This window comes from Nocardioides sp. DN36 (genome assembly GCF_055380375.1).
The window spans coordinates 3,935,924-3,954,153 of sequence record NZ_AP043823.1 but is presented as its reverse complement, the minus strand read 5'-3'; the positions used below and the strand labels follow the sequence as shown (position 1 = coordinate 3,954,153).

At 71.5% G+C, this 18,230-nt stretch carries 19 protein-coding genes; 5 read left to right on the top strand and 14 right to left on the bottom strand.

The window, feature by feature from the left end; translation table 11 throughout:
• Positions 1 to 15: 15 nt before the first annotated feature.
• From ACZ43H_RS19950 to ACZ43H_RS19925, 6 genes are all read right to left on the bottom strand, one after another.
• Positions 16 to 450, bottom strand: coding sequence for a hypothetical protein (locus ACZ43H_RS19950; protein WP_464585826.1), 435 nt, complete (start codon positions 448 to 450; stop codon positions 16 to 18).
• Positions 447 to 1,886 carry a short-chain fatty acid transporter gene (locus tag ACZ43H_RS19945; RefSeq protein WP_464585824.1) on the bottom strand — a complete coding sequence of 480 codons (1,440 nt, stop codon included), beginning with the start codon at positions 1,884 to 1,886 and terminating at the stop codon, positions 447 to 449. Before ACZ43H_RS19945 ends, ACZ43H_RS19950 begins: the two co-directional genes overlap by 4 nt.
• Before the next feature lie 88 nt (positions 1,887 to 1,974).
• Entirely contained in the window at positions 1,975 to 2,415 is a 441-nt protein-coding gene (locus ACZ43H_RS19940) for a PPOX class F420-dependent oxidoreductase (RefSeq protein WP_464585822.1), read from the bottom strand.
• Between the two features lie 42 nt (positions 2,416 to 2,457).
• Positions 2,458 to 2,958 (bottom strand): hypothetical protein, encoded by a 501-nt coding sequence (locus ACZ43H_RS19935; protein WP_464585821.1) that lies wholly within the window; start codon positions 2,956 to 2,958, stop codon positions 2,458 to 2,460.
• Positions 2,955 to 4,736 carry a sialidase family protein gene (locus tag ACZ43H_RS19930; protein ID WP_464585819.1) on the bottom strand — a complete coding sequence of 594 codons (1,782 nt, stop codon included), beginning with the start codon at positions 4,734 to 4,736 and terminating at the stop codon, positions 2,955 to 2,957. The genes ACZ43H_RS19935 and ACZ43H_RS19930 overlap by 4 nt, the downstream gene beginning before the upstream one ends.
• 110 nt (positions 4,737 to 4,846) lie before the next feature.
• Positions 4,847 to 6,037: a RimK family alpha-L-glutamate ligase gene (locus ACZ43H_RS19925; protein ID WP_464585817.1), complete on the bottom strand. Its 1,191-nt coding sequence runs from the start codon at positions 6,035 to 6,037 to the stop codon at positions 4,847 to 4,849.
• A gap of 91 nt (positions 6,038 to 6,128) precedes the next feature.
• Between ACZ43H_RS19925 and ACZ43H_RS19920 the strand changes: the two genes are divergently transcribed.
• The gene (locus ACZ43H_RS19920; protein ID WP_464585815.1) at positions 6,129 to 6,602 is read left to right on the top strand and encodes an ATP-dependent zinc protease family protein; all 474 of its coding nucleotides are present in this window, start codon (positions 6,129 to 6,131) and stop codon (positions 6,600 to 6,602) included.
• The gene (locus ACZ43H_RS19915; protein ID WP_464585813.1) at positions 6,602 to 7,558 is read left to right on the top strand and encodes a succinylglutamate desuccinylase/aspartoacylase family protein; all 957 of its coding nucleotides are present in this window, start codon (positions 6,602 to 6,604) and stop codon (positions 7,556 to 7,558) included. The genes ACZ43H_RS19920 and ACZ43H_RS19915 overlap by 1 nt, the downstream gene beginning before the upstream one ends.
• A 19-nt stretch (positions 7,559 to 7,577) precedes the next feature.
• Here ACZ43H_RS19915 and ACZ43H_RS19910 read toward each other — a convergent pair whose 3' ends face one another.
• The 3 genes from ACZ43H_RS19910 to ACZ43H_RS19900 are packed head-to-tail and all read right to left on the bottom strand — an operon-like array spanning position 7,578 to position 10,873.
• Positions 7,578 to 9,932, bottom strand: a complete 2,355-nt coding sequence (locus ACZ43H_RS19910; RefSeq protein ID WP_464585811.1) for an ATP-binding cassette domain-containing protein — start codon at positions 9,930 to 9,932, stop codon at positions 7,578 to 7,580.
• 40 nt (positions 9,933 to 9,972) lie between these two features.
• Positions 9,973 to 10,383: a VOC family protein gene (locus ACZ43H_RS19905; protein WP_464585809.1), complete on the bottom strand. Its 411-nt coding sequence runs from the start codon at positions 10,381 to 10,383 to the stop codon at positions 9,973 to 9,975.
• 10 nt (positions 10,384 to 10,393) lie between these two features.
• Positions 10,394 to 10,873, bottom strand: coding sequence for a helix-turn-helix transcriptional regulator (locus ACZ43H_RS19900; RefSeq protein WP_464585807.1), 480 nt, complete (start codon positions 10,871 to 10,873; stop codon positions 10,394 to 10,396).
• Between the two features lie 143 nt (positions 10,874 to 11,016).
• Between ACZ43H_RS19900 and ACZ43H_RS19895 the strand changes: the two genes are divergently transcribed.
• Positions 11,017 to 12,210 (top strand): zinc metalloprotease, encoded by a 1,194-nt coding sequence (locus ACZ43H_RS19895; protein ID WP_464585806.1) that lies wholly within the window; start codon positions 11,017 to 11,019, stop codon positions 12,208 to 12,210.
• Between the two features lie 108 nt (positions 12,211 to 12,318).
• Here ACZ43H_RS19895 and dnaB read toward each other — a convergent pair whose 3' ends face one another.
• Entirely contained in the window at positions 12,319 to 13,608 is a 1,290-nt protein-coding gene (dnaB, locus tag ACZ43H_RS19890) for a replicative DNA helicase (RefSeq protein WP_464590883.1), read from the bottom strand.
• Between the two features lie 713 nt (positions 13,609 to 14,321).
• Between dnaB and ACZ43H_RS19885 the strand changes: the two genes are divergently transcribed.
• Positions 14,322 to 15,692, top strand: coding sequence for an MATE family efflux transporter (locus ACZ43H_RS19885; RefSeq protein WP_464585804.1), 1,371 nt, complete (start codon positions 14,322 to 14,324; stop codon positions 15,690 to 15,692).
• 9 nt (positions 15,693 to 15,701) lie between these two features.
• On the top strand, positions 15,702 to 16,289 hold the full coding sequence (locus tag ACZ43H_RS19880) for a hypothetical protein (protein ID WP_464585802.1): 588 nt from the start codon (positions 15,702 to 15,704) through the stop codon (positions 16,287 to 16,289).
• A gap of 24 nt (positions 16,290 to 16,313) precedes the next feature.
• Here ACZ43H_RS19880 and rplI read toward each other — a convergent pair whose 3' ends face one another.
• From rplI to rpsF, 4 genes are all read right to left on the bottom strand, one after another.
• Positions 16,314 to 16,760 (bottom strand): 50S ribosomal protein L9, encoded by a 447-nt coding sequence (gene rplI, locus ACZ43H_RS19875; protein WP_464585800.1) that lies wholly within the window; start codon positions 16,758 to 16,760, stop codon positions 16,314 to 16,316.
• A gap of 14 nt (positions 16,761 to 16,774) precedes the next feature.
• Positions 16,775 to 17,011, bottom strand: a complete 237-nt coding sequence (gene rpsR, locus ACZ43H_RS19870) for a 30S ribosomal protein S18 (protein ID WP_179661957.1) — start codon at positions 17,009 to 17,011, stop codon at positions 16,775 to 16,777.
• 71 nt (positions 17,012 to 17,082) lie between these two features.
• On the bottom strand, positions 17,083 to 17,673 hold the full coding sequence (locus ACZ43H_RS19865; protein ID WP_464585798.1) for a single-stranded DNA-binding protein: 591 nt from the start codon (positions 17,671 to 17,673) through the stop codon (positions 17,083 to 17,085).
• A gap of 97 nt (positions 17,674 to 17,770) precedes the next feature.
• Positions 17,771 to 18,061 carry a 30S ribosomal protein S6 gene (gene rpsF / locus ACZ43H_RS19860; RefSeq protein ID WP_379182452.1) on the bottom strand — a complete coding sequence of 97 codons (291 nt, stop codon included), beginning with the start codon at positions 18,059 to 18,061 and terminating at the stop codon, positions 17,771 to 17,773.
• Positions 18,062 to 18,230: the final 169 nt, after the last annotated feature.

The window sequence follows — 18,230 nt, the reverse complement described above, 5'->3', positions numbered from 1 at the left end:
GCCTGCTCGACCCGGTCAGCGCAACGTCAGCACCACGCCGTACCCGCCGATCAGGCAGAACAGCACGCCGGCTGCGAGCAGGGCGCACCCGGCCGCCCCACCACTGGTCCCGTCGGTACCGAGCGTGGTCGCCTCCGCCGGGTCGTCCGGGTTGAACCGCAGCGGCAGCAGCGTCCCCGGGGCGAGCTCGTGCCGCAGCCCGGTCTCCGTCCACACCTCGTGGCTGCGACCCGACGGGTCGGCGTAGCGCAGCTTGTGGAAGAACATCGGTCCCAGGCGGTCGATGTCACTCAGGTCGTTGCGGCGCAGCACCTCCACCACGGCCCCCGTGGTGGTCGTCCACGTCGACAGCAGCGCCGGGGTCAGGCGCCGGATCCGCCGGCCCCTGCTGACGAGCAGCAGCCCGAAGGCGGCGAACAGCAGCAGCAGGACCCGGAAGAACCAGATCACGGCATCACCGGCGGCTCGAAGTCGAAGGTCAGGCCGAGCAGCCAGAGCAGCAGCAGGCAGACCGGCAGGTGGAAGAGGAACTGCAGGAACGTGAAGCCGACCAGATCGCGCGCCCGCAGGCCCAGGACCGCGAGCAGCGGCAGCATGAAGAACGGGTTCACCAGGTTGGGCAGCGCCTCGGCGGCGTTGTAGATCTGCACCGTCCAGCCGAGGTTCATGTGCACGTCGGTGGCCGACTGCATGACGTACGGCGCCTCCACCAGCCACTTGCCGCCACCGGAGGGGACCAGCAGCCCGAGCAGCGCGGTATAGACCGCGATCACGACCGCGAACGCGCCCCCGCCGCCGAGGTCGGTGAACAGGTTGGCGAGGTGCTGGGAGACGGTGAGACCGTCGTGGCCGGCGGCGCGGGTCAGCACGGCGGACATCGCGGCGTACAGCGGGAACTGCACGAGCACGCCTGCGGTGGCCGGCACCGCCTTGGCCGTGGCGTCGAGGAAGCTGCGCGGGGTGCCGTGCAGCATCAGCCCGAGCACCAGGAAGATCAGCAGGTAGCCGTTGAGGTTGCTCAGCACGCTCAGCACCGGCAGCGTGGCGAGCTGGAGCACCAGCCAGCCGAAGGCGAGCAGGCCGATCAGCGCCGGCAGGATCGGAGAGTGCTCCAGCCACTCACCCGGGCGGGTACGCGGCGCGGCGGGCGCGACGGTGTCGTCGAGGTCGACGTCCATGTCCTCGGCGGTGCGCACCGACGCGCCCTGCGGCGCCGAGGCCCAGGCGACGCCGACCGACAGCGCGATCAGGACCGCCGCCATGGTCAGCGACTGCCAGGTCAGGATGGTCCTGCCGAAGTCGAGGACCCCGGTGATCTCGAGCAGCTCCGGCGGCAGCGAGGCCGGGGTCGCCTGCAGCTGTGCCGCCGAGGAGGACAGGCCCAGCGCCCACACGGCGCCCAGGCCGAGGTACGCCGCGGCGCCGAGCGCGCGGTAGTCCGCGCGGAGGTCGGTACGCCGGGCGATCGCGCGCGCCAGCAGCCCGCTGAAGACCAGGGACAGGCCCCAGTTGAGCATCGAGACCAGGCACGAGACCAGCGCGACGAACGCGACCGCGCCCCGCGGCGTGGACGGCACGGTCGCGATCCGCTCGATGATCCGCGCGACCGGCGGGGACGAGGCGACGACGTAGCCGGTGAGCACCACCATCGCCATCTGCAGGGTGAAGGCGGTCAGGTCCCAGAACCCGTCGCCGAAGGTGCCGACCACGACCTTCGGGCTGGCCCCGTTGACGAGGGCCGCGACCGAGACGACCACGACGCCGATCAGGGCGAAGACGTAGGCGTCGGGGAACCAGCGTTCCGTCCATGCCGCCGAGCGCTGGGCGAAGCGGGCGAGGCCGCGCTCCTGGGTCTGCGTGGTGGCCACCGAGTCGGCCTGCGTCATGGCTGGTGCTCCGTTCGTCCCGAGATCGGGCTCGACGCTAGCAGCGCGCGCGGGCGGGTCGACCGCCCGTGACGCGTCGCGGCCCGGCTCAGGTGCCGCTGGTGCGCGGCAGCCTGGCCATCCCGTAGGCCCGGGTCGGCCGGATCCGCACCACCAGGCGCCGCTCCTCGACCATCGCCTCGCGGTACGCCGCCCAGTCGTCGTGCTCCCCCACGAGCGCGCGGTAGAGCTCGACCAGCTCCTCCACGGTGGCGTCGCCAGGGCGCTCGGCGACCGGGGACAGCTCGGCGTCGCCCTCGAGCACCGCATAGGAGAAGAAGGTGTCGCCGTTTACGTGCACCGCGGCCCAGGGCCGGCGGGCCAGGTTCCTCGCCTTGGCCCGGTCGGCGGTGGTCGAGATCCGGATCAGCCCGTCCTCACCCACCGCCTGCAGCACGTTGGACAGCTGGGGCAGGCCGTTGCCGCGGATCGTGGTGAGGACTGCTTCGCGGTTGGCTCGCGCCAGCACCAGTGCGTCGGACAGCTCCATGTCTGGGCAGCCGTCACGGGCGCGCCGCTATTCCCGCCCCGCTCAGCCGGCGGCGAAGACCTGCACGACCGTCTCGCCCGGGCAGTCCGCGGACTCGCGGATCGCCCACCGGCCGACCTGGTCGCCGGACTTCCAGCTCGCCTCCGCGTCGTGCTCCTCCGTCTCGCCCTCCGTGACCGCGAACCCGGCGTCCACCGCGTCGTGGTTGAGGAAGTGGAGGATGTCGGCGAACGGCGCCGAGGAGACGCCGGTGACGATGATGCCGGTCTCGCCGCGGTCCTCCACGTCGTAGACCGTGGTCTGCGGCGGGAACACCCAGTCCTCGGGGAACCCGTCGGCGTACGGCGTGTCGACGGCCTCCGCGTCGGCCCGGCAGGTCGACCGGTCGGCCGCGCCCTCCATCTCGTGCTCGGCCGCCTGCTCGCGCGCCCGCTCCGAGGCCGGCTCGGCCTCGCTGTCGCCGCCGCAGGCCGCCAGCAGCGGGAGCCCGAGCAGCAGCGCGGTCACGAGCGCCGCGGCCCGTGCCGGCCCGGGCCTGCTCACTGGCTCACCCGGGGGTCGTACTTCGGGAACAGGGTGCGGCCACCGCTCTGCCGCGCGATGGTGGCGTAGGCGTCGTGGCCGTTCTTCCCCGGATGGTCGACGCAGGCGTCGATGCAGCCGTCGGCGTACCCCACGAGGACCCGGCCGTGCCGGTCGAGGGTGATGTCCATGAAGTCCAGGAGGTTGCGGTCGTCGCCGCACGTCGTGCCGGCGGTGCACAGCGACCCGCGCTGCACCGGGTCGTGCGGGGTGGCGTCGCGCGTCACCCAGTGCCGGCCCCCGTCGTAGGTGGTGCTGACGTAGAGGTGCCACACGCCGCGGAAGGTGTCGGCGTTCTGGTAGTCGCCGCCCTTCGTGGTGCCGAGGTAGGCGAAGGCGGCGCGGTCGTCGGCGCCGGCCACCACGGCCGGGAAGACGGCGTTCTTCACGCCGAGGTCGCCCGCGACCTGCTGGCCGTGCTTCCAGGTCTTGCCGTGGTCGTGGCTCACCGCGACCCCGGGGCGCCCGTCGGCGCCGACGTAGCCGAAGTAGACCGTGCCGTTGCCGCCGATCCCGACCGACGGGTCGGAGTCGCCGACGGTGCTGGACGGAACCTTCCGGACGGTCCAGCTCTGACCGTCGTCCCGCGAGACCGCCACGGCGGCGTTCGAGCCACACCCCTTGTTGGGGAGGTACGCCGTGCCGTCCGGCGCCACCTTCACGTGGCCGTGCAGGCCCCCGCACTGGGTCAGGTCGTAGGTCGGGACACCGGGGCCGAACGTCGTGCCACCGTCGTGGGAGGCGGCGCAGAACGCGGTCGCGATGTCCTGGCTGCAGTAGTAGACGGCGTGGTCGTAGTCCGTCGTGGGCAGGCTGCCGAGGCCGCCGGCGGTGTAGGAGCCGCCGCCGAGCGTCTGGTGGTCGACGCCGCTGGGGATGCCGCCCCCGGTGCTGGGCAGCCAGGTCTTGCCGTCGTCGTCGGTGTAGCAGGTGAAGGAGTTGACCCCGGTCAGCTGCGACTCGAAGGTCCGGCCGGTGGCGCGGTCGGTGAAGAGGATCGGGTCGAGGCTCTCGGTGCTGCCCTGGGGGCACCCGTTGGTGGCGTTCGCCGAGACGTCGGTCCAGGTGGCCCGCCCCTGCTTCCAGCGCACCTTGAAGGTGGAGAGGTAGGCCTGGTACATCGTGGCCCCGCTGGCGAAGCTGTTCCCGATCGACGGCTCACCCGCGTTGTTCGCGTCGGCGAGCGCCTTGGGCGCCCTGAAGTTGCGGAACGACGGGGCCTTCCCGGTGCCGGGGGCGGGGTTGTCGGGCTTGTCGACCAGCTTCGCGGTGGCCGTGTAGCCCTCACCGGCGGGCGCGAACGGCACCACCCGGACGGTGTAGTCGCCCGCGGCGGGTGCGGTCAGGACCACCTCGGGGTCGGCGCTCGAGGCCGCGGTCGCCACAGACTGGCCCTTCGTGTCGAGCAAATAGACGTCGAAGTCCGCGGCGGCGTTCGCCCAGGCCACCGACACCTTGAGCTGGTGCCGGCTCCCGTAGCCGGACGGGGTGTCGACGTGGAGCGTGAAGTCGTCGCACGAGTCCGGCGCGGAGCAGTCCGGGGCGTCCAGGGCGGTGCCCGTGGCGTTGGGCACGACGAACGGCCCCCCGGTCCACGACACCTTGCGGGGGCCGTCCGCGGACACGGACCCCTCCGCAGGCTCCGCGGCGTCGGCGCTGGCGAGCACGGTGAGACCACCTGCCAGGAGCAGCAGTGACGCGGTGGCACCGAGGACGGTGCGGGGCAGGGTGAGGCGCATGCTGGTGGCCCTTCGCCGGGGAGGTCGAACCCTTGTTCAACGACCCACGTGCCCGGGCGCTACGTCTGCGAAACCCGAGTCATCGACCGGTCTGGACCCGCCTGCCGCGCTCAGCCCTCGTGGATGGGCTGCTCGGGGAGCTTCTTGACCCGCGCCCGGCGCTTGCGGCGCGCCGGGATCATCGACTTCATCTCCTCGAGCTTCCCGAAGCACAGCAGCCGGTCGCCGGCCTCGACGACCTCCTTGTGCCGCGGGTTCGGGATGACCTTGGCGCCCCGGTGCAGGGTCAGCACCGTGATGTCGCGCTCGTCGAGCCCCGACTCGCTGAGCTTCCGCCCCACCAGGTCGGCGCCGGTGTGGACCAGCAGCTCGGCGACGCCGTACCCGGTCGAGACGCTGAGCCGCTGGCGCACGTCGATCTCCGGGAAGGCCACCTGGTTGGCGATGTAGTCGATGACCGCGCCGGCCACGTCGAGCTGGGTGGCGGTCTCGATGCCCTCGAGGCCCGGCGAGGAGTTGACCTCCATCACCAGCGGCCCGTCGTTGCCCTCGAGCATGTCGACACCGGCGACCCGCAGCCCCATGATCTGGGCCGCCTGCACCGCGGTCCGCTCGTACTCCTCGTCCAGCGCGACCGGCTCCACCGAGCCGCCGCGGTGCACGTTGGACCGGAACTCGTCACCCTGCGCGACCCGGCGCATCGCGGCGACCACCCGGTCGCCGACGACCAGCGCCCGGATGTCGCGCCCCTTGCTCTCCTTGACGAAGCGCTGGATCAGCACGTTCTGCTGGGTGCTGTGCAGGGTCTCGATGATCGCCTCGGCGACCTTGCGGTCGGGCGCGAGGATGACGCCGATGCCCTGGGTGCCCTCGAGCAGCTTGATGACAACCGGCGCCCCGCCCACCCGCTCGATCGCGGGGATCACGTCGGCGCGGTCGCGCACGAAGGTGGTGGCCGGCATCCGGATGTTGTGCCGCGACAGGATCTGGGTGGCGCGCAGCTTGTCGCGGCTGTTGGTGATGCCGTACGCCGGGTTCGGCGTGTAGACGTCCATCTGCTCGAACTGCCGCACCACGGCGGTGCCGAAGTAGGTGATCGAGTTGCCGATCCTCGGCAGGATAGCGTCGTAGTGCGAGAGCTGCTTGCCCCGGAACTGCAGGTCCGGCTCCTCGCCGGAGAGGTCGATGGAGAAGCGCAGCGTGTTCAGCACCTTGACCGTGTGACCGCGCTCCAGCGCGGCCGACCGGAGTCGCTGGGTGCTGTAGGCGCGCGGGGCGCGGGAGAGGATCGCTAGCTTCATGCCCGTCCTGGATGCCGAGAAGGGGTGCCGGTCGCCCATTCAAGCACCGGCGGTGCGGCGACGGGCAGGCGCCTGCTGACAGGATGGGTGCATGCCGACGACCGATGAGAAGACCATCGCCGGCTGGCGGGAGTGGGTCGGTCTCCCCGACTGCGGTGTCAGCTGGGTCAAGGCCAAGATCGACACCGGCGCCCGCTCCTCGGCGCTCCACGCCTTCGACATCACGGGGTTCGAGCGCGACGGCGAGGCGTGGGTCCGCTACTCGATCCACCCCTGGCAGGGCTCCGGCGAGGACGCCACCACCGTGGAGAGCCGGGTGCACGACCGCCGCGTCGTGCGCAGCTCGTCGGGGCACTCCGACGAGCGGTACGTCGTGCTGATGGACGTCCTGCTGGTGGGCCGCACGGTCACCGCGGAGATGACGCTGTCGCGGCGCGACCAGATGGGCTTCCGGATGCTGGTCGGGCGCGAGGCGCTGCGCCAGGACTTCGTGGTCGACCCCGCGCGCTCCTACCTCGGCGGCCGGCCGCCGCTGCCGGTCCGCCGCCGGAACCGGGGTCGTTGATGGCGCGCGACTCGTTCGCGATCGGGCCGGTCCGGGTCCGGGCGGGCAGCGCCCGGGACCTGGAGCTGCCGATCACCCGGATGATCACCGGGGCCGACGTCGGCCTGCCGGTCCGGATCATCCACGGCCGCGACGACGGCCCGGTGGTGTGGGTCAACGCAGCCACCCACGGTGACGAGGTCGTCGGCGTCGAGGTGGTCCGCAGGCTGCTGGCGGCCCTCTCCCCCCGCGAGATGCGCGGCACCCTGATCGCGGTCCCGGTCCTCAACGTCCTCGGCGTGATGACCGGCGAGCGCTACCTGCCGGACCGGCGCGACCTCAACCGCTCGTTCCCGGGGTCCTCCCGCGGCTCCCTGGCCAGCCGGATCGCGCACCTGATGATGACCGAGGTCGTCGCCAAGTGCGAGGTCGGGATCGACCTGCACACCGGCTCGGACCGGCGCACCAACCTGCCCCAGGTGCGCGCCGACCTCGACGACGAGCGCACCCGGTCGCTGGCCGCCGCGTTCGCCGCCCCGGTCATGCTGCACGCCCGGATCCGGGACGGGTCGCTGCGGCACGCGGCGCGGGAGCGGGGTGCCACGGTGCTGCTCTACGAGGGCGGCGAGGCGTGGCGCTTCGACGAGTGGGCGATCACGGCCGCGGTCGACGGCGTACGCCGGGTCCTGGCCGCGCTCGGCATGATCGACGCGGTGGACGAACCGGCTCCGGCGCCCAGCGTGGAGTGCCGGCAGAGCGGCTGGGTCCGGGCCCGGCACACCGGCTTCCTCCACCTCGACGCCCAGCTCGGGCAGCACGTCTCCGACGGCGAGCGGCTGGGCAGCCTGTCCGACTCGTTCGGGCGCACGCTGCGGCTGGTGCGCGCCGACCGGGCCGGCATCGTGATCGGCCGGACCGAGGCGCCGGTCGTCAACGGCGGCGACGCGGTCGTGCACCTCGCCGCCCCTGCGGACTGAGGACGCCGGCGGCGCCGGCTCAGCCGCCGACGTACGCCGCGAGGTGCTGGCCGGTCAGGGTGGAGCGGTCGGCGACGAGAGCCGCGGGCGTGCCCTCGAAGACCACCCGGCCGCCGTCGTGCCCGGCGCCGGGGCCGAGGTCGATGATCCAGTCGGCGTGCGCCATCACGGCCTGGTGGTGCTCGATGACGACGACCGACCTGCCGCTGTCGACCAGCCGGTCCAGCAGACCGAGCAGCTGCTCGACGTCGGCGAGGTGCAGGCCGGTGGTCGGCTCGTCGAGGACGTAGACCTCGCCCTTGTCGGCCATCTGGGCGGCCAGCTTCAGCCGCTGGCGCTCGCCGCCGGAGAGCGTGGTGAGCGGCTGGCCGAGGCTGAGGTAGCCGAGCCCGACGTCGGTGAGCCGGTCCAGGACCTTGTGGGCGGCGGGCACCTTGGCCTCGCCGTCGGCGAAGAAGGCGGCGGCCTCGCTCACCGACATCGCCAGCACCTCACTGATGTCCCGGCCGCCGAGGGTGTACTCCAGCACCGACGCCTGGAAGCGCCGGCCCTCGCACTCCTCGCAGGGCGACTCGACGGTCGCCATCACGCCGAGCTCGGTGAAGATCACGCCCGCGCCGTTGCAGGTCGGGCAGGCGCCCTCGGAGTTGGAGCTGAACAACGCGGGCTTGACGCCGTTGGCCTTGGCGAAGGCCTTCCGGATCGGCTCGAGCAGACCGGTGTACGTCGCCGGGTTGCTCCGCCGCGAGCCCTTGATCGCGCTCTGGTCGACCGACACGACCCCGTCGCGGCCGAGGACCGAGCCCGTCACCAGCGAGCTCTTCCCGGAGCCGGCGACCCCGGTCAGGACGCACAGCACCCCGAGCGGCACGTCGACGTCGACGTCGCGCAGGTTGTGGGTGGCCGCGCCGCGGATCTCGAGCGTGCCCGTGGGCGTGCGGACCTCGTCCTTGAGCGCCGCCCGGTCGTCGAGGTGGCGGCCGGTGACGGTGTCGCTGCGGCGCAGCCCCTCCACGGTGCCCTCGAAGCAGACCGTGCCGCCCCCGGTCCCGGCGCCCGGGCCGAGGTCGACGACGTGGTCGGCGATCGCGATCGCCTCGGGCTTGTGCTCGACGACCAGCACCGTGTTGCCCTTGTCGCGCAGCTGGAGCAGCAGCTGGTTCATCCGCTCGATGTCGTGCGGGTGCAGCCCGATCGTGGGCTCGTCGAAGACGTAGGTGACGTCGGTGAGCGACGACCCGAGGTGGCGGATCATCTTGGTGCGCTGGGCCTCCCCGCCCGACAGCGTGCCGGAGGGTCGGTCGAGCGAGAGGTAGCCGAGCCCGATCTCGGCGAACGAGTCGAGCAGGTGCCGCAGCCCCGCCAGCAGCGGTGCGATCGACGGCTCCTCGAGGTCGCGCACCCAGGCGGCCAGGTCGCTGATCTGCATCGCGCACAGGTCGGCGATGTTCTTGCCGTTGACCTTCGCGGCCAGGGCCTCCTTCGTGAGCCGGGTGCCGTCGCACTCGGGGCAGGTCTGGAAGGTCACCGCCCGCTCGACGAACCGGCGCACGTGCGGCTGCATCGCCTCGGGGTCCTTGGACAGCATCGACTTCTGGATCTTGGGGATGATCCCGTCGAAGGTGAGGTTGACGCCCTCGACCTTGATCTTGGTCGGCTCGGCGTAGAGCATCGTCTCGAGCTGCTTCTTGGTGAACGCCGCGATCGGCTTGTCCATCGGCAGCCCGACGCCCTCGAAGAGCCGGCCGTACCACCCCTCCATCGAGTAGCCCGGGATCGTCAGCGCCCCCTCGCGCAGCGACTTCGACTCGTCGTACAGCGCGGTGAGATCGATGTCGCTGACGTTGCCCATCCCCTCGCACCGCGGGCACATGCCGCCGAGGTAGACCGCGCCGCGGACCACGCTCCTCTCCACGCGCCCGCCCTTGTCGGTCGACATCACGCCGCTCGCCCTGCGCGTCGGCACGTTGAAGGAGAACGCGGTCGGCGGGCCGACGTAGGGCTCTCCGAGGCGGCTGAAGAGGATGCGCAGCATCGCGTTGGCGTCGGTGGCGGTGCCGACGGTCGAGCGGGGGTTTGCGCCGAGGCGCTCCTGGTCGACGATGATCGCCGTCGTCAGCCCCTCGAGGAGGTCGACCTCGGGGCGGGCCAGGCTCGGCATGAAGCCCTGCACGAACGCGCTGTAGGTCTCGTTGATCATCCGCTGCGACTCGGCGGCGATCGTCGCGAAGACCAGGGAGCTCTTGCCCGAGCCGGACACCCCGGTGAACGCGGTCAGCCGCCGCTTCGGGATCTCGACGCTCACGTCCTTGAGGTTGTTGACGCGCGCGCCGTGCACGCGGATCAGGTCGTGGGTGTCGGCGACGTGCGTCATGGTGCTCCCCCTTGTCGGGCCGCGGCTCGCGGCGTCGGTCTCAGTGGACCTCGTTGATCCGGATCAGGTTGCCGGCCGGGTCCCGGACGGCGCAGTCGCGGATGCCGTACGGCTGGTCGATCGGCTCCTGGACGATGTCGGCACCGCCGGCCTCCAGCGCCGCGAAGGTCGCGTCGAGGTCGGGGGTGGCGAGGGTGAGGATCGCGTAGGTCCCCTTGGCCATCATCTCGGTGATGGTCCGGCGCTCCTCGTCGGTGACGCCGGGGTCGGCGGCCGGTGGGTGCAGCACGAGCGACGTGCCGGGCTGGTCGGGGTGGCCGACGGTGAGCCAGCGCATCCCGTTGTAGCCGACGTCGTTGCGCAGCTCGAAGCCGAGCAGGTCGCGGTAGAAGCCGAGCGCTGCCTCGCCGTCGTCGTGCGGCAGGAAGGCGTTGTGAATGGTGATGTCCATGCCGATCACGCTAGTTGCGCGCCGGCTCCTGTGCTTCTCGATTCCTGACCGGTCTGGTGACCTGCTTCGAGACGCACGCCGGCATCTCGCTCGTGGCCGGGGCCATCCGGGCCCGGTAGGCGCTCGGTGACATCCCGACCAGCTCGGTGAACCGGGTGCTGAACGTGCCCAGCGAGGAGCAGCCGACCTCGAAGCAGACCTCGGTGACGCTCAGGTCGCCGCGTCGCAGCAGCGCCATCGCCCGCTCGATGCGCCGGGTCATCAGGTAGGCGTACGGCGACTCGCCGTACGCGAGCCTGAACTGCCGGCTCAGGTGGCCGGCCGACATGTGCACGCCGCGGGCGAGCGCCTCCACGTCCAGCGGCTGCGCGTACTCCCGGTCCATCCGGTCGCGGACGCGGCGGAGCAGCGCGAGGTCGCGCAGGCGCTGCGGGTCGACGGGGCTGCTCGTCACCTCACGATCGTGCCACGTCCCGGGCACGGCACCCATTGATTGGGCCGCCCTGACCGGGGTTTCCGTCCCCTAAACCCGGGTGCCCGCAGTGTCGATAGTTCTGTTGCCCGCTGAATCTGTTCGCCGTGCCGGACTCGCGGGTCCTGGTCGCTGCCTGCTCACTGCTCGGAGGAACCCGCATGACGACGTCCGGCACTTGCCCGAAGGTTGGAACGTTCTCGGGGTCGGTCACCGCTGCACTGCTCGTCGCCTCTGGTGTGGTCACCGCAACCGCCCCCGCCCACGACTCGCAGCCAACGCCTGCCCCCATCGGCAACGCCGGCAGTGCGGTGGCTTCGGCACTTCCGCAGACGCTGGAGTTCTCCGACGAGGGAGTCCGGGTCACCCGCAAGAGCCTGCTCTCGGCGTCGGCTCCCGAGAACGTCGAGATCGGGCAGCGGGTCAAGGTCAGCGGCGTGGTGACCCTGCGTGGCGGGTCGGCCCGCGAGCCTCGGCCGGTTCGTCTGCAGGAGCGGTCCGCCGGGTCGTGGCAAACGCTGACCAGCAAGATGTCGACCCGCAAAGGCACGTTCGTGCTGTACGCGGGCGCGAAGGACGCCCCGATGACCCGCACGCTGCGGGTGACCGCGCCCCGGGCAGCCGGGCTGCCTGCGGTCGCCTCCACGGTGTTCCGGGTGGAGGTCGTCGACACCACCACCCCGCCGACCGATGACCCGACCACGCCGCCCACCGATGACCCGACCGGTGACTGGGACCCGGCGGAGTACCCCAGCGCCGACGACCCCGCGCCGGTGGGACAGACCGGCGACTGGACCTTCCTGTTCGACGGCGGTGGGTCGCGATGGGACCCGTGCACGACCATCCGGTGGGCCTACAACCCGGCCAACGCGTACACCGGCTCCCTCGATGACATGAAGCGTGCCTTCGCGCGGATCGCGGGCCGCACCGGGCTGCACTTCAAGTACGTAGGCACCACTGACTACGTGCACTACACCGGCGGCACTTTCCCGACCGGCGTGGACATTGCGGTCGGCTGGTCGGACTCATCGGTCGTGGGTCAACTGTCCGGCAGCGTGGTCGGGATCGGCGGCGGGTCCGGCCAGAGCGTCTACGACAGCGACGTGGCCTACCGCATGTCTCGCGGCTACGTGGTCCTCGACGACCAAGCCTCGCTGCGCCCCGGCTACGACTCCACCGGCTCCCCCACCTGGGGTCAGGTGATGGAGCACGAAACGATGCACTCGCTGGGGCTGGGCCACGCGGGCGGCGCCGAAGAGGTCATGTACGGCGCGGTGAGCTCCACCAACCACCTGTTCGGCAACGGTGACCTCACCGGGCTGACCACGATTGGTGCCGGCAGCGGCTGTCTCTGACCTGGTGCGACACGGGTGACGGCCCGCTGCCACGACCATGGCGGCGGCCCGTACCCACGAGCGATGACCGTGGTCCCCGGCGCCACACCTGCATCGGCAACGACAGGGCTAGTGCGCCATGTCGACGAAGCGCGAGTAGTGGCCCTGGAAGGCGACCACCAGGTCCCGGGTCGGGCCGTTGCGGTGCTTGGCCACGATCACGTCCGCCTCGCCGGGGCGGGTGGACTCCTTCTCGTAGACGTCGTCGCGGTGCAGCAGGATCACCATGTCGGCGTCCTGCTCGATCGATCCCGACTCGCGCAGGTCGGAGACCATCGGCCGCTTGTCCGCGCGCTGCTCGGCGCCACGGTTGAGCTGGGAGAGCGCGATGATCGGGATCTCGAGCTCCTTGGCGAGCAGCTTGATCTGTCGGGAGAACTCCGAGACCTCGAGCTGGCGCGACTCGACCTTCTTGCCCGAGCTCATCAGCTGGAGGTAGTCGATGACGATGAGGCGCAGGTCGTGGCGCTGCTTGAGCCGGCGGGCCTTGGCCCGGATCTCCATCATCGTCATGTTCGGCGAGTCGTCGATGAACATCGGCGCCGACGACACCTCGCCCATCTTGCGGGCCAGCTTGGCCCAGTCGTCGTCGTTCATGTTGCCGTTGCGGATGTGGTTCAGCGGGACCTTCGCCTCAGCCGACAGCAGGCGCATGGTGATCTCCGAGCGCGTCATCTCCAGGCTGAAGAAGGCGCTCGTCAGGTTGTTGTGGATCGAGGCGGCCCGACAGAAGTCGAGGGCGAGGGTCGACTTCCCCATGGCAGGACGCGCCGCGACGATGATCATCTGGCCCGAGTGCAGACCGTTGGTCAGGTCGTCGAGGTCGGCGAAACCGGTCGGCACGCCGTACAGGCCCGCCTCGCGGTTGCTGATCGCCTCGATCTCGTCGAGGACGCCGTCCATGATGTCGGACAGCGGGGCGTAGTCCTCGCCCGTGCGCTTGTCCGCGATCTTGTAGACCTCGGCCTGCGCCTGGTCGACCACGTCGTCGATCTGGCCCTCGCCGGCGTAGCCGATCTGGACGATCTTGGTGCCGGCGTCGACGAGCTTGCGCAGGATCGACTTCTCGCGGACGATCTCGGCGTAGTAGCCGGCGTTCGCCGCGATCGGCACGTTGGCCGACAGCGTGTGGAGGTACGGCGCCCCGCCGATCCGCTGCAGCTCGCCGCGACGCTGGAGCTCGGCCGCGACGGTGACCATGTCGACCGGCTCGCCGCGGCTGTAGAGGTCGAGGATCGCCTCGTGGATCGTCTCGTGCGAGGGACGGTAGAAGTCGGTGCCGCGCAGCACCTCGGCGACGTCGGCGATGGCGTCCTTGGACAGCAGCATCGAGCCGAGCACGGACTGCTCGGCGGCCATGTCCTGCGGCGGGGTGCGGTCACCGGGACGGCTGGGCCGCTCGCCGGGCGCGTACGGCGCCGGGCCGTCGCCCCACTCGTCGAGCGGAGACTCCGCGAGCCCTCCGTCGAACTGGCTGGCGGAGCCGTGTTCCCGGAACTCCTGCCCCGTCGTGCTCACCCTGGGCCTCCTGCACTCGTCTTCTCGTCCCGGCACCGTCCGGCCCGCCGCCGTCGCGCCGGCTCCGCGCGCCCCCGGGCGCGGCACCGACCACGGTAGGGACGGGTGCCGACAACGGGGCGATCGAGGACGCCTGCGAGGCCCCCGGGGCGGTTCCCGGGGCCCGGGCGACCCCCGGACCGTACGTCGGCGGGGCAGCCCGGTGAAAGCCCGTTGTCCACAGGTCCTGGGGATAACAGGCCGAAGGTCGTGGACGACACGCGGCGAGTTGTGCACCAGCTGGGGAGCAACCTGTGGACAACTGGGGAGCCAATCCGACGAAAGAGCTCCTGACCTGCGAAAACGCATTCCCACAGGTGTGGATGGAAAATACCTGAAAGATCTGTTCGTTCACCCTCCGGACACCTCTTCGACCCCCCTCGGCTATGTCGACAAAGCACCCGAACCCCGGGATTCCCACAGATGGGGCATAGTTACCCACAGGGGTTGGCGGGCTAGCCTTCGTGGGGGGCATCACAGCGTGAGTGGTCCTTACAGTGACTAGAATCACCACCGTGTCATCCACCGACCGCGAGATCTGGCGGCTCGCCGTCCCGGCCTTCCTGGCGCTGGTGGCCGAGCCGCTCTTCCTGCTCGCCGACGCCGCGATCGTGGGCCACCTCGGCACCACGGAGCTGGCCGGCCTGGGCCTCGCCGGTGCCGTGATCCAGACCGCGGTCGGGCTGTGCGTCTTCCTGGCCTACGGCACGACGGCCTCGGTGGCCCGCCACCTCGGGGCCGGCGACCTGCGGGGCGCCCTCGCGCAGGGCATCGACGGGGTCTGGCTGGCGGTGGGCATCGGCGCGCTGACCACGCTCGCGGGCGTCGTGCTCGCAGGACCGCTGGTCGGCCTCTTCGGTGCCGCGCCCGAGGTGAGCGACGCGGCCACCACCTACCTGCGGATCGCCTTCCTCGGCACCACCCCGTTGCTGGTCATGCTGGCCACCACCGGCGTGCTGCGCGGCCTCCAGGACACCCGGAGCCCGCTCGTGGTCGCGGTGGCCGGTAACGCCCTCAACGTCGTGCTCAACCTGCTCCTCGTCTTCGGACCCGGGCCGCTCCCGCACTTGGGCATCGCCGGGTCCGCGCTCGGGTCGGTCCTCGCCCAGGTTGCCAGCGCCGCCGCGCTGCTGCTGGTCGTGGTCCGCGCCGCCCGGCGCGAGCAGGCACCCCTGCGCCCCGACCTCGCCGGCATCCGGGCGGCCGCGCACGCCGGGGTCGCGCTCGTGGTCCGGACCCTCACCCTGCGCGCGGCGCTGCTGGTCACGACGTACGCCGTGACGCTCGGCGCCGCGGGCGGCCGCGACCAGCAGGTCGAGCTGGCCACCCACCAGCTGGCGATGACGATCTGGTCGTTCCTCGCCTTCGTGCTCGACGCGATCGCCATCGCCGCGCAGGCGATCACCGGGCGCCACCTCGGCGCCGGCGACGCACCGGGAACCCGCGCCGTCACCCGGCGGATGGTCACCTGGGGGCTGCGCGCGGGCGTCGTGACCGGGGTCCTGCTCGCCCTCGCCAGCCCCCTGCTGGGCGCCCTGTTCACCGACGACGCCGCTGTCCGCGACCAGCTGGTGCCGGTGCTGGTCGTCGCCGCGCTCGGCCAACCCGTCGCCGGGGTCGTGTTCGTGCTGGACGGGGTGCTGATCGGCGCGGGTGACGGCCGCTACCTCGCCCGGGCCGGCCTGGTCACCCTCGTGGTCTACGCCCCGGTGGTGCTGGCGCTGGCGCAGGGCTCGGCCGGCCTGGTCGCGATCTGGGTGGCATTCGCCGGCCTGTTCATGGGCGCGCGCCTGGTGGTGCTCGTCCGCAGGGAGCGGCGCGACGACTGGCTGGTGACCGGGGTCGGCCCGACGGCCGCCTCCTCGCCGCCGACCCCGGCTGCGTAGGTTGACCCCATGAAGCCGCTCCAGTCGATCGCGATGGGGCTGCTCATCGTGGTGCTCTCGGCCCGCTTCGGCGGGTACGACGCCCTGGCCGACCCGGTCGGCTGGCTGCTGGTGGTGCTCGGGGTGCGCGCGCTGCCCGACGGCGTGCCCCACCTCGGCCCGCTCCGCGGCCTCGCGGCCCTGGCCGGGGCCGTCTCCGCGGTCGTCTGGTTCCCGGCGGTCACCGACGCTCTCTACGACGCGGACGCGTCGCTGGGCTGGGCGGCCAACCTGCCCGAGCTGCTGTTCTCGGCCCTGCTGTGCCACGCGCTGGCCGCCGCGGCCGACGCCGTCGGGGACGCGCGACCCGCTCGCCGGCTGCGGCTCCTGCGCACGGCCGTCGTCGTGGTCGGCCTGCTCCCGGTCCTGGTCTTCGGCGGCGGGCTGGCGTCCTTCGAGACGACCTCCTACCTCGCCGCCGGCGTCGTGGCGGTGGCGCTCATCTGGCTGCTCTTCCGCCACTCCTCCGCCCCGTGGGCGCTGCCCGACGACCCCGACCGGGCGGGCTCGACGACGACAGGGGCCGTCCCTCCCGACGGAGGAACGGCCCCTGGCTGAGCGTCATGCGGCTCGGGCGTGAGGTCAGGCCGGGATCACGTTGAGGGCCACCGTGGCGGACACCTCGTCGTGGAGCTTGACCGAGACCTCGTGGGCCCCGAGCGACTTGATCGGGTTCTCGACCACGATCGTGCGCTTGTCGACCTGCTCGCCCGACGCCTCGGTGAGCGCGCCGGCGATCTCGGCGACGGTGACGGCGCCGAACAGGCGACCGCCCTCGCCGGCCCGGACCTTGACGGCGACCGTCTGGGCCTCGAGCTTGCCCTTGATCTGCGCGGCGTGGTCGTGGTCGCGGACGGCACGCGAGGCGCGCGCGGCCTTGATCGACTCGACGGTCTTCTCGGCACCGCGGGTCCAGCGGATGGCGACGCCACGCGGGACCAGGTAGTTGCGGCCGTAGCCGTCCTTGACCTCGACGATGTCGCCGGGGGCACCGAGGCCGGTGACCTCCTGGGTGAGGATGAGCTTCATCTGACTGGCTCCTCTCAGCGACCGGTGGACGTGTAGGGCAGCAGGGCGAGCTCGCGGGCGTTCTTGACCGCGATCGCCACGTCGCGCTGGTGCTGGACGCAGTTGCCGGTCACCCGACGCGCGCGGATCTTGCCGCGGTCGGAGATGAACTTGCGGAGCAGCGCGGTGTCCTTGTAGTCGACACCGGTCGCCTTCTCCTTGCAGAACTGGCAAACCTTCTTCTTGGGCTTGCGAATCACTGCCTTGGCCATTGTGGTGCTTCCTTTCTAGAAGCCCGGCTGACGCCGGAATGGTTGAGGGATTCGGTTGGGATGGTGCTGGATCAGAAGGGGGGCTCGTCCGAGCCGACGCCGGGCGCACCCCAGGGGTCGTTGCCCTGGGGCTGACCGCCGCCGTAGCCGCCGCCCGACTGGCCGCCCTGGCCACCCGACTGGCCACCCGACTGGGGAGCCGGGGTCGCCCACGGGTCGTTGCCGCCGGACTGCGGCCGGGACTGACCGCCCTGGCCGCCCTGGCCGCCGCCGGAGTAACCCCCGCCGCCGCCCTGACGGGAGGCACGGGTGACCTTCGCGGTGGCGAACGCCAGGGAGGGGCCCACCTCGTCGACCTCGAGCTCGACGACGGTGCGCTTCTCACCCTCGCGGGTCTCGTAGGAGCGCTGCTTGAGGCGACCCTGCACGACGACACGCATGCCGCGCTGCAGGGACTCGGCGACGTTCTCCGCGGCCTGCCGCCAGACCGAGCAGCTGAGGAACAGCGCGTCGCCGTCCTTCCACTCGTTGGCCTGTCGGTCGAAGGTGCGCGGCGTCGACGCGATCCGGAAGTTCGCCACGGCCGCCCCCGAGGGGGTGAAGCGCAGCTCCGGGTCGTCGACGAGGTTGCCGACCACCGTGATGACGGTCTCGCCTGCCATGCGGTCTCCTAGCTAGTTCTGATCAAGCCGTTGATCGATTCGCGCCCATCGTTGCCGCTGGCACCGACAGGCGGAAGGTTTCCTCCACAATCGACGCTCAGTGAGCGTCGGGGCGCATGACCTTCGTGCGGAGGATCGACTCGTTGAGGCCGAGCTGACGGTCGAACTCCTTGACCGTGGCGGGCTCGGCGTTCAGCGTGATGACGGCGTAGATGCCCTCGGCGTTCTTCTTGACCTCGTAGGCGAGGCGGCGACGTCCCCAGACGTCGACGGACTCGATGCTGCCGCCATCCTTGCGGATGACGTTGAGGTACTTGTCGAGAGACGTCTCGACGGTGCGCTCTTCGATGCTGGGGTCGAGGATGACCATGACTTCATAGGCACGCAAAGCGGTCTCCACCTCCTCTGGACTCGGCGGCCACGGTCTCTCCGTGGCAGGAGGGCGTTGCGTTCCCCACCGGTGACGTACGTCGGGTGGGGGTGCTCCGCGCTCGGCCCGTCGGTGGGCGTCGACACGGAGAACGCCCAAGGCTAACAGCGGCGATCCCGCGGGCCGA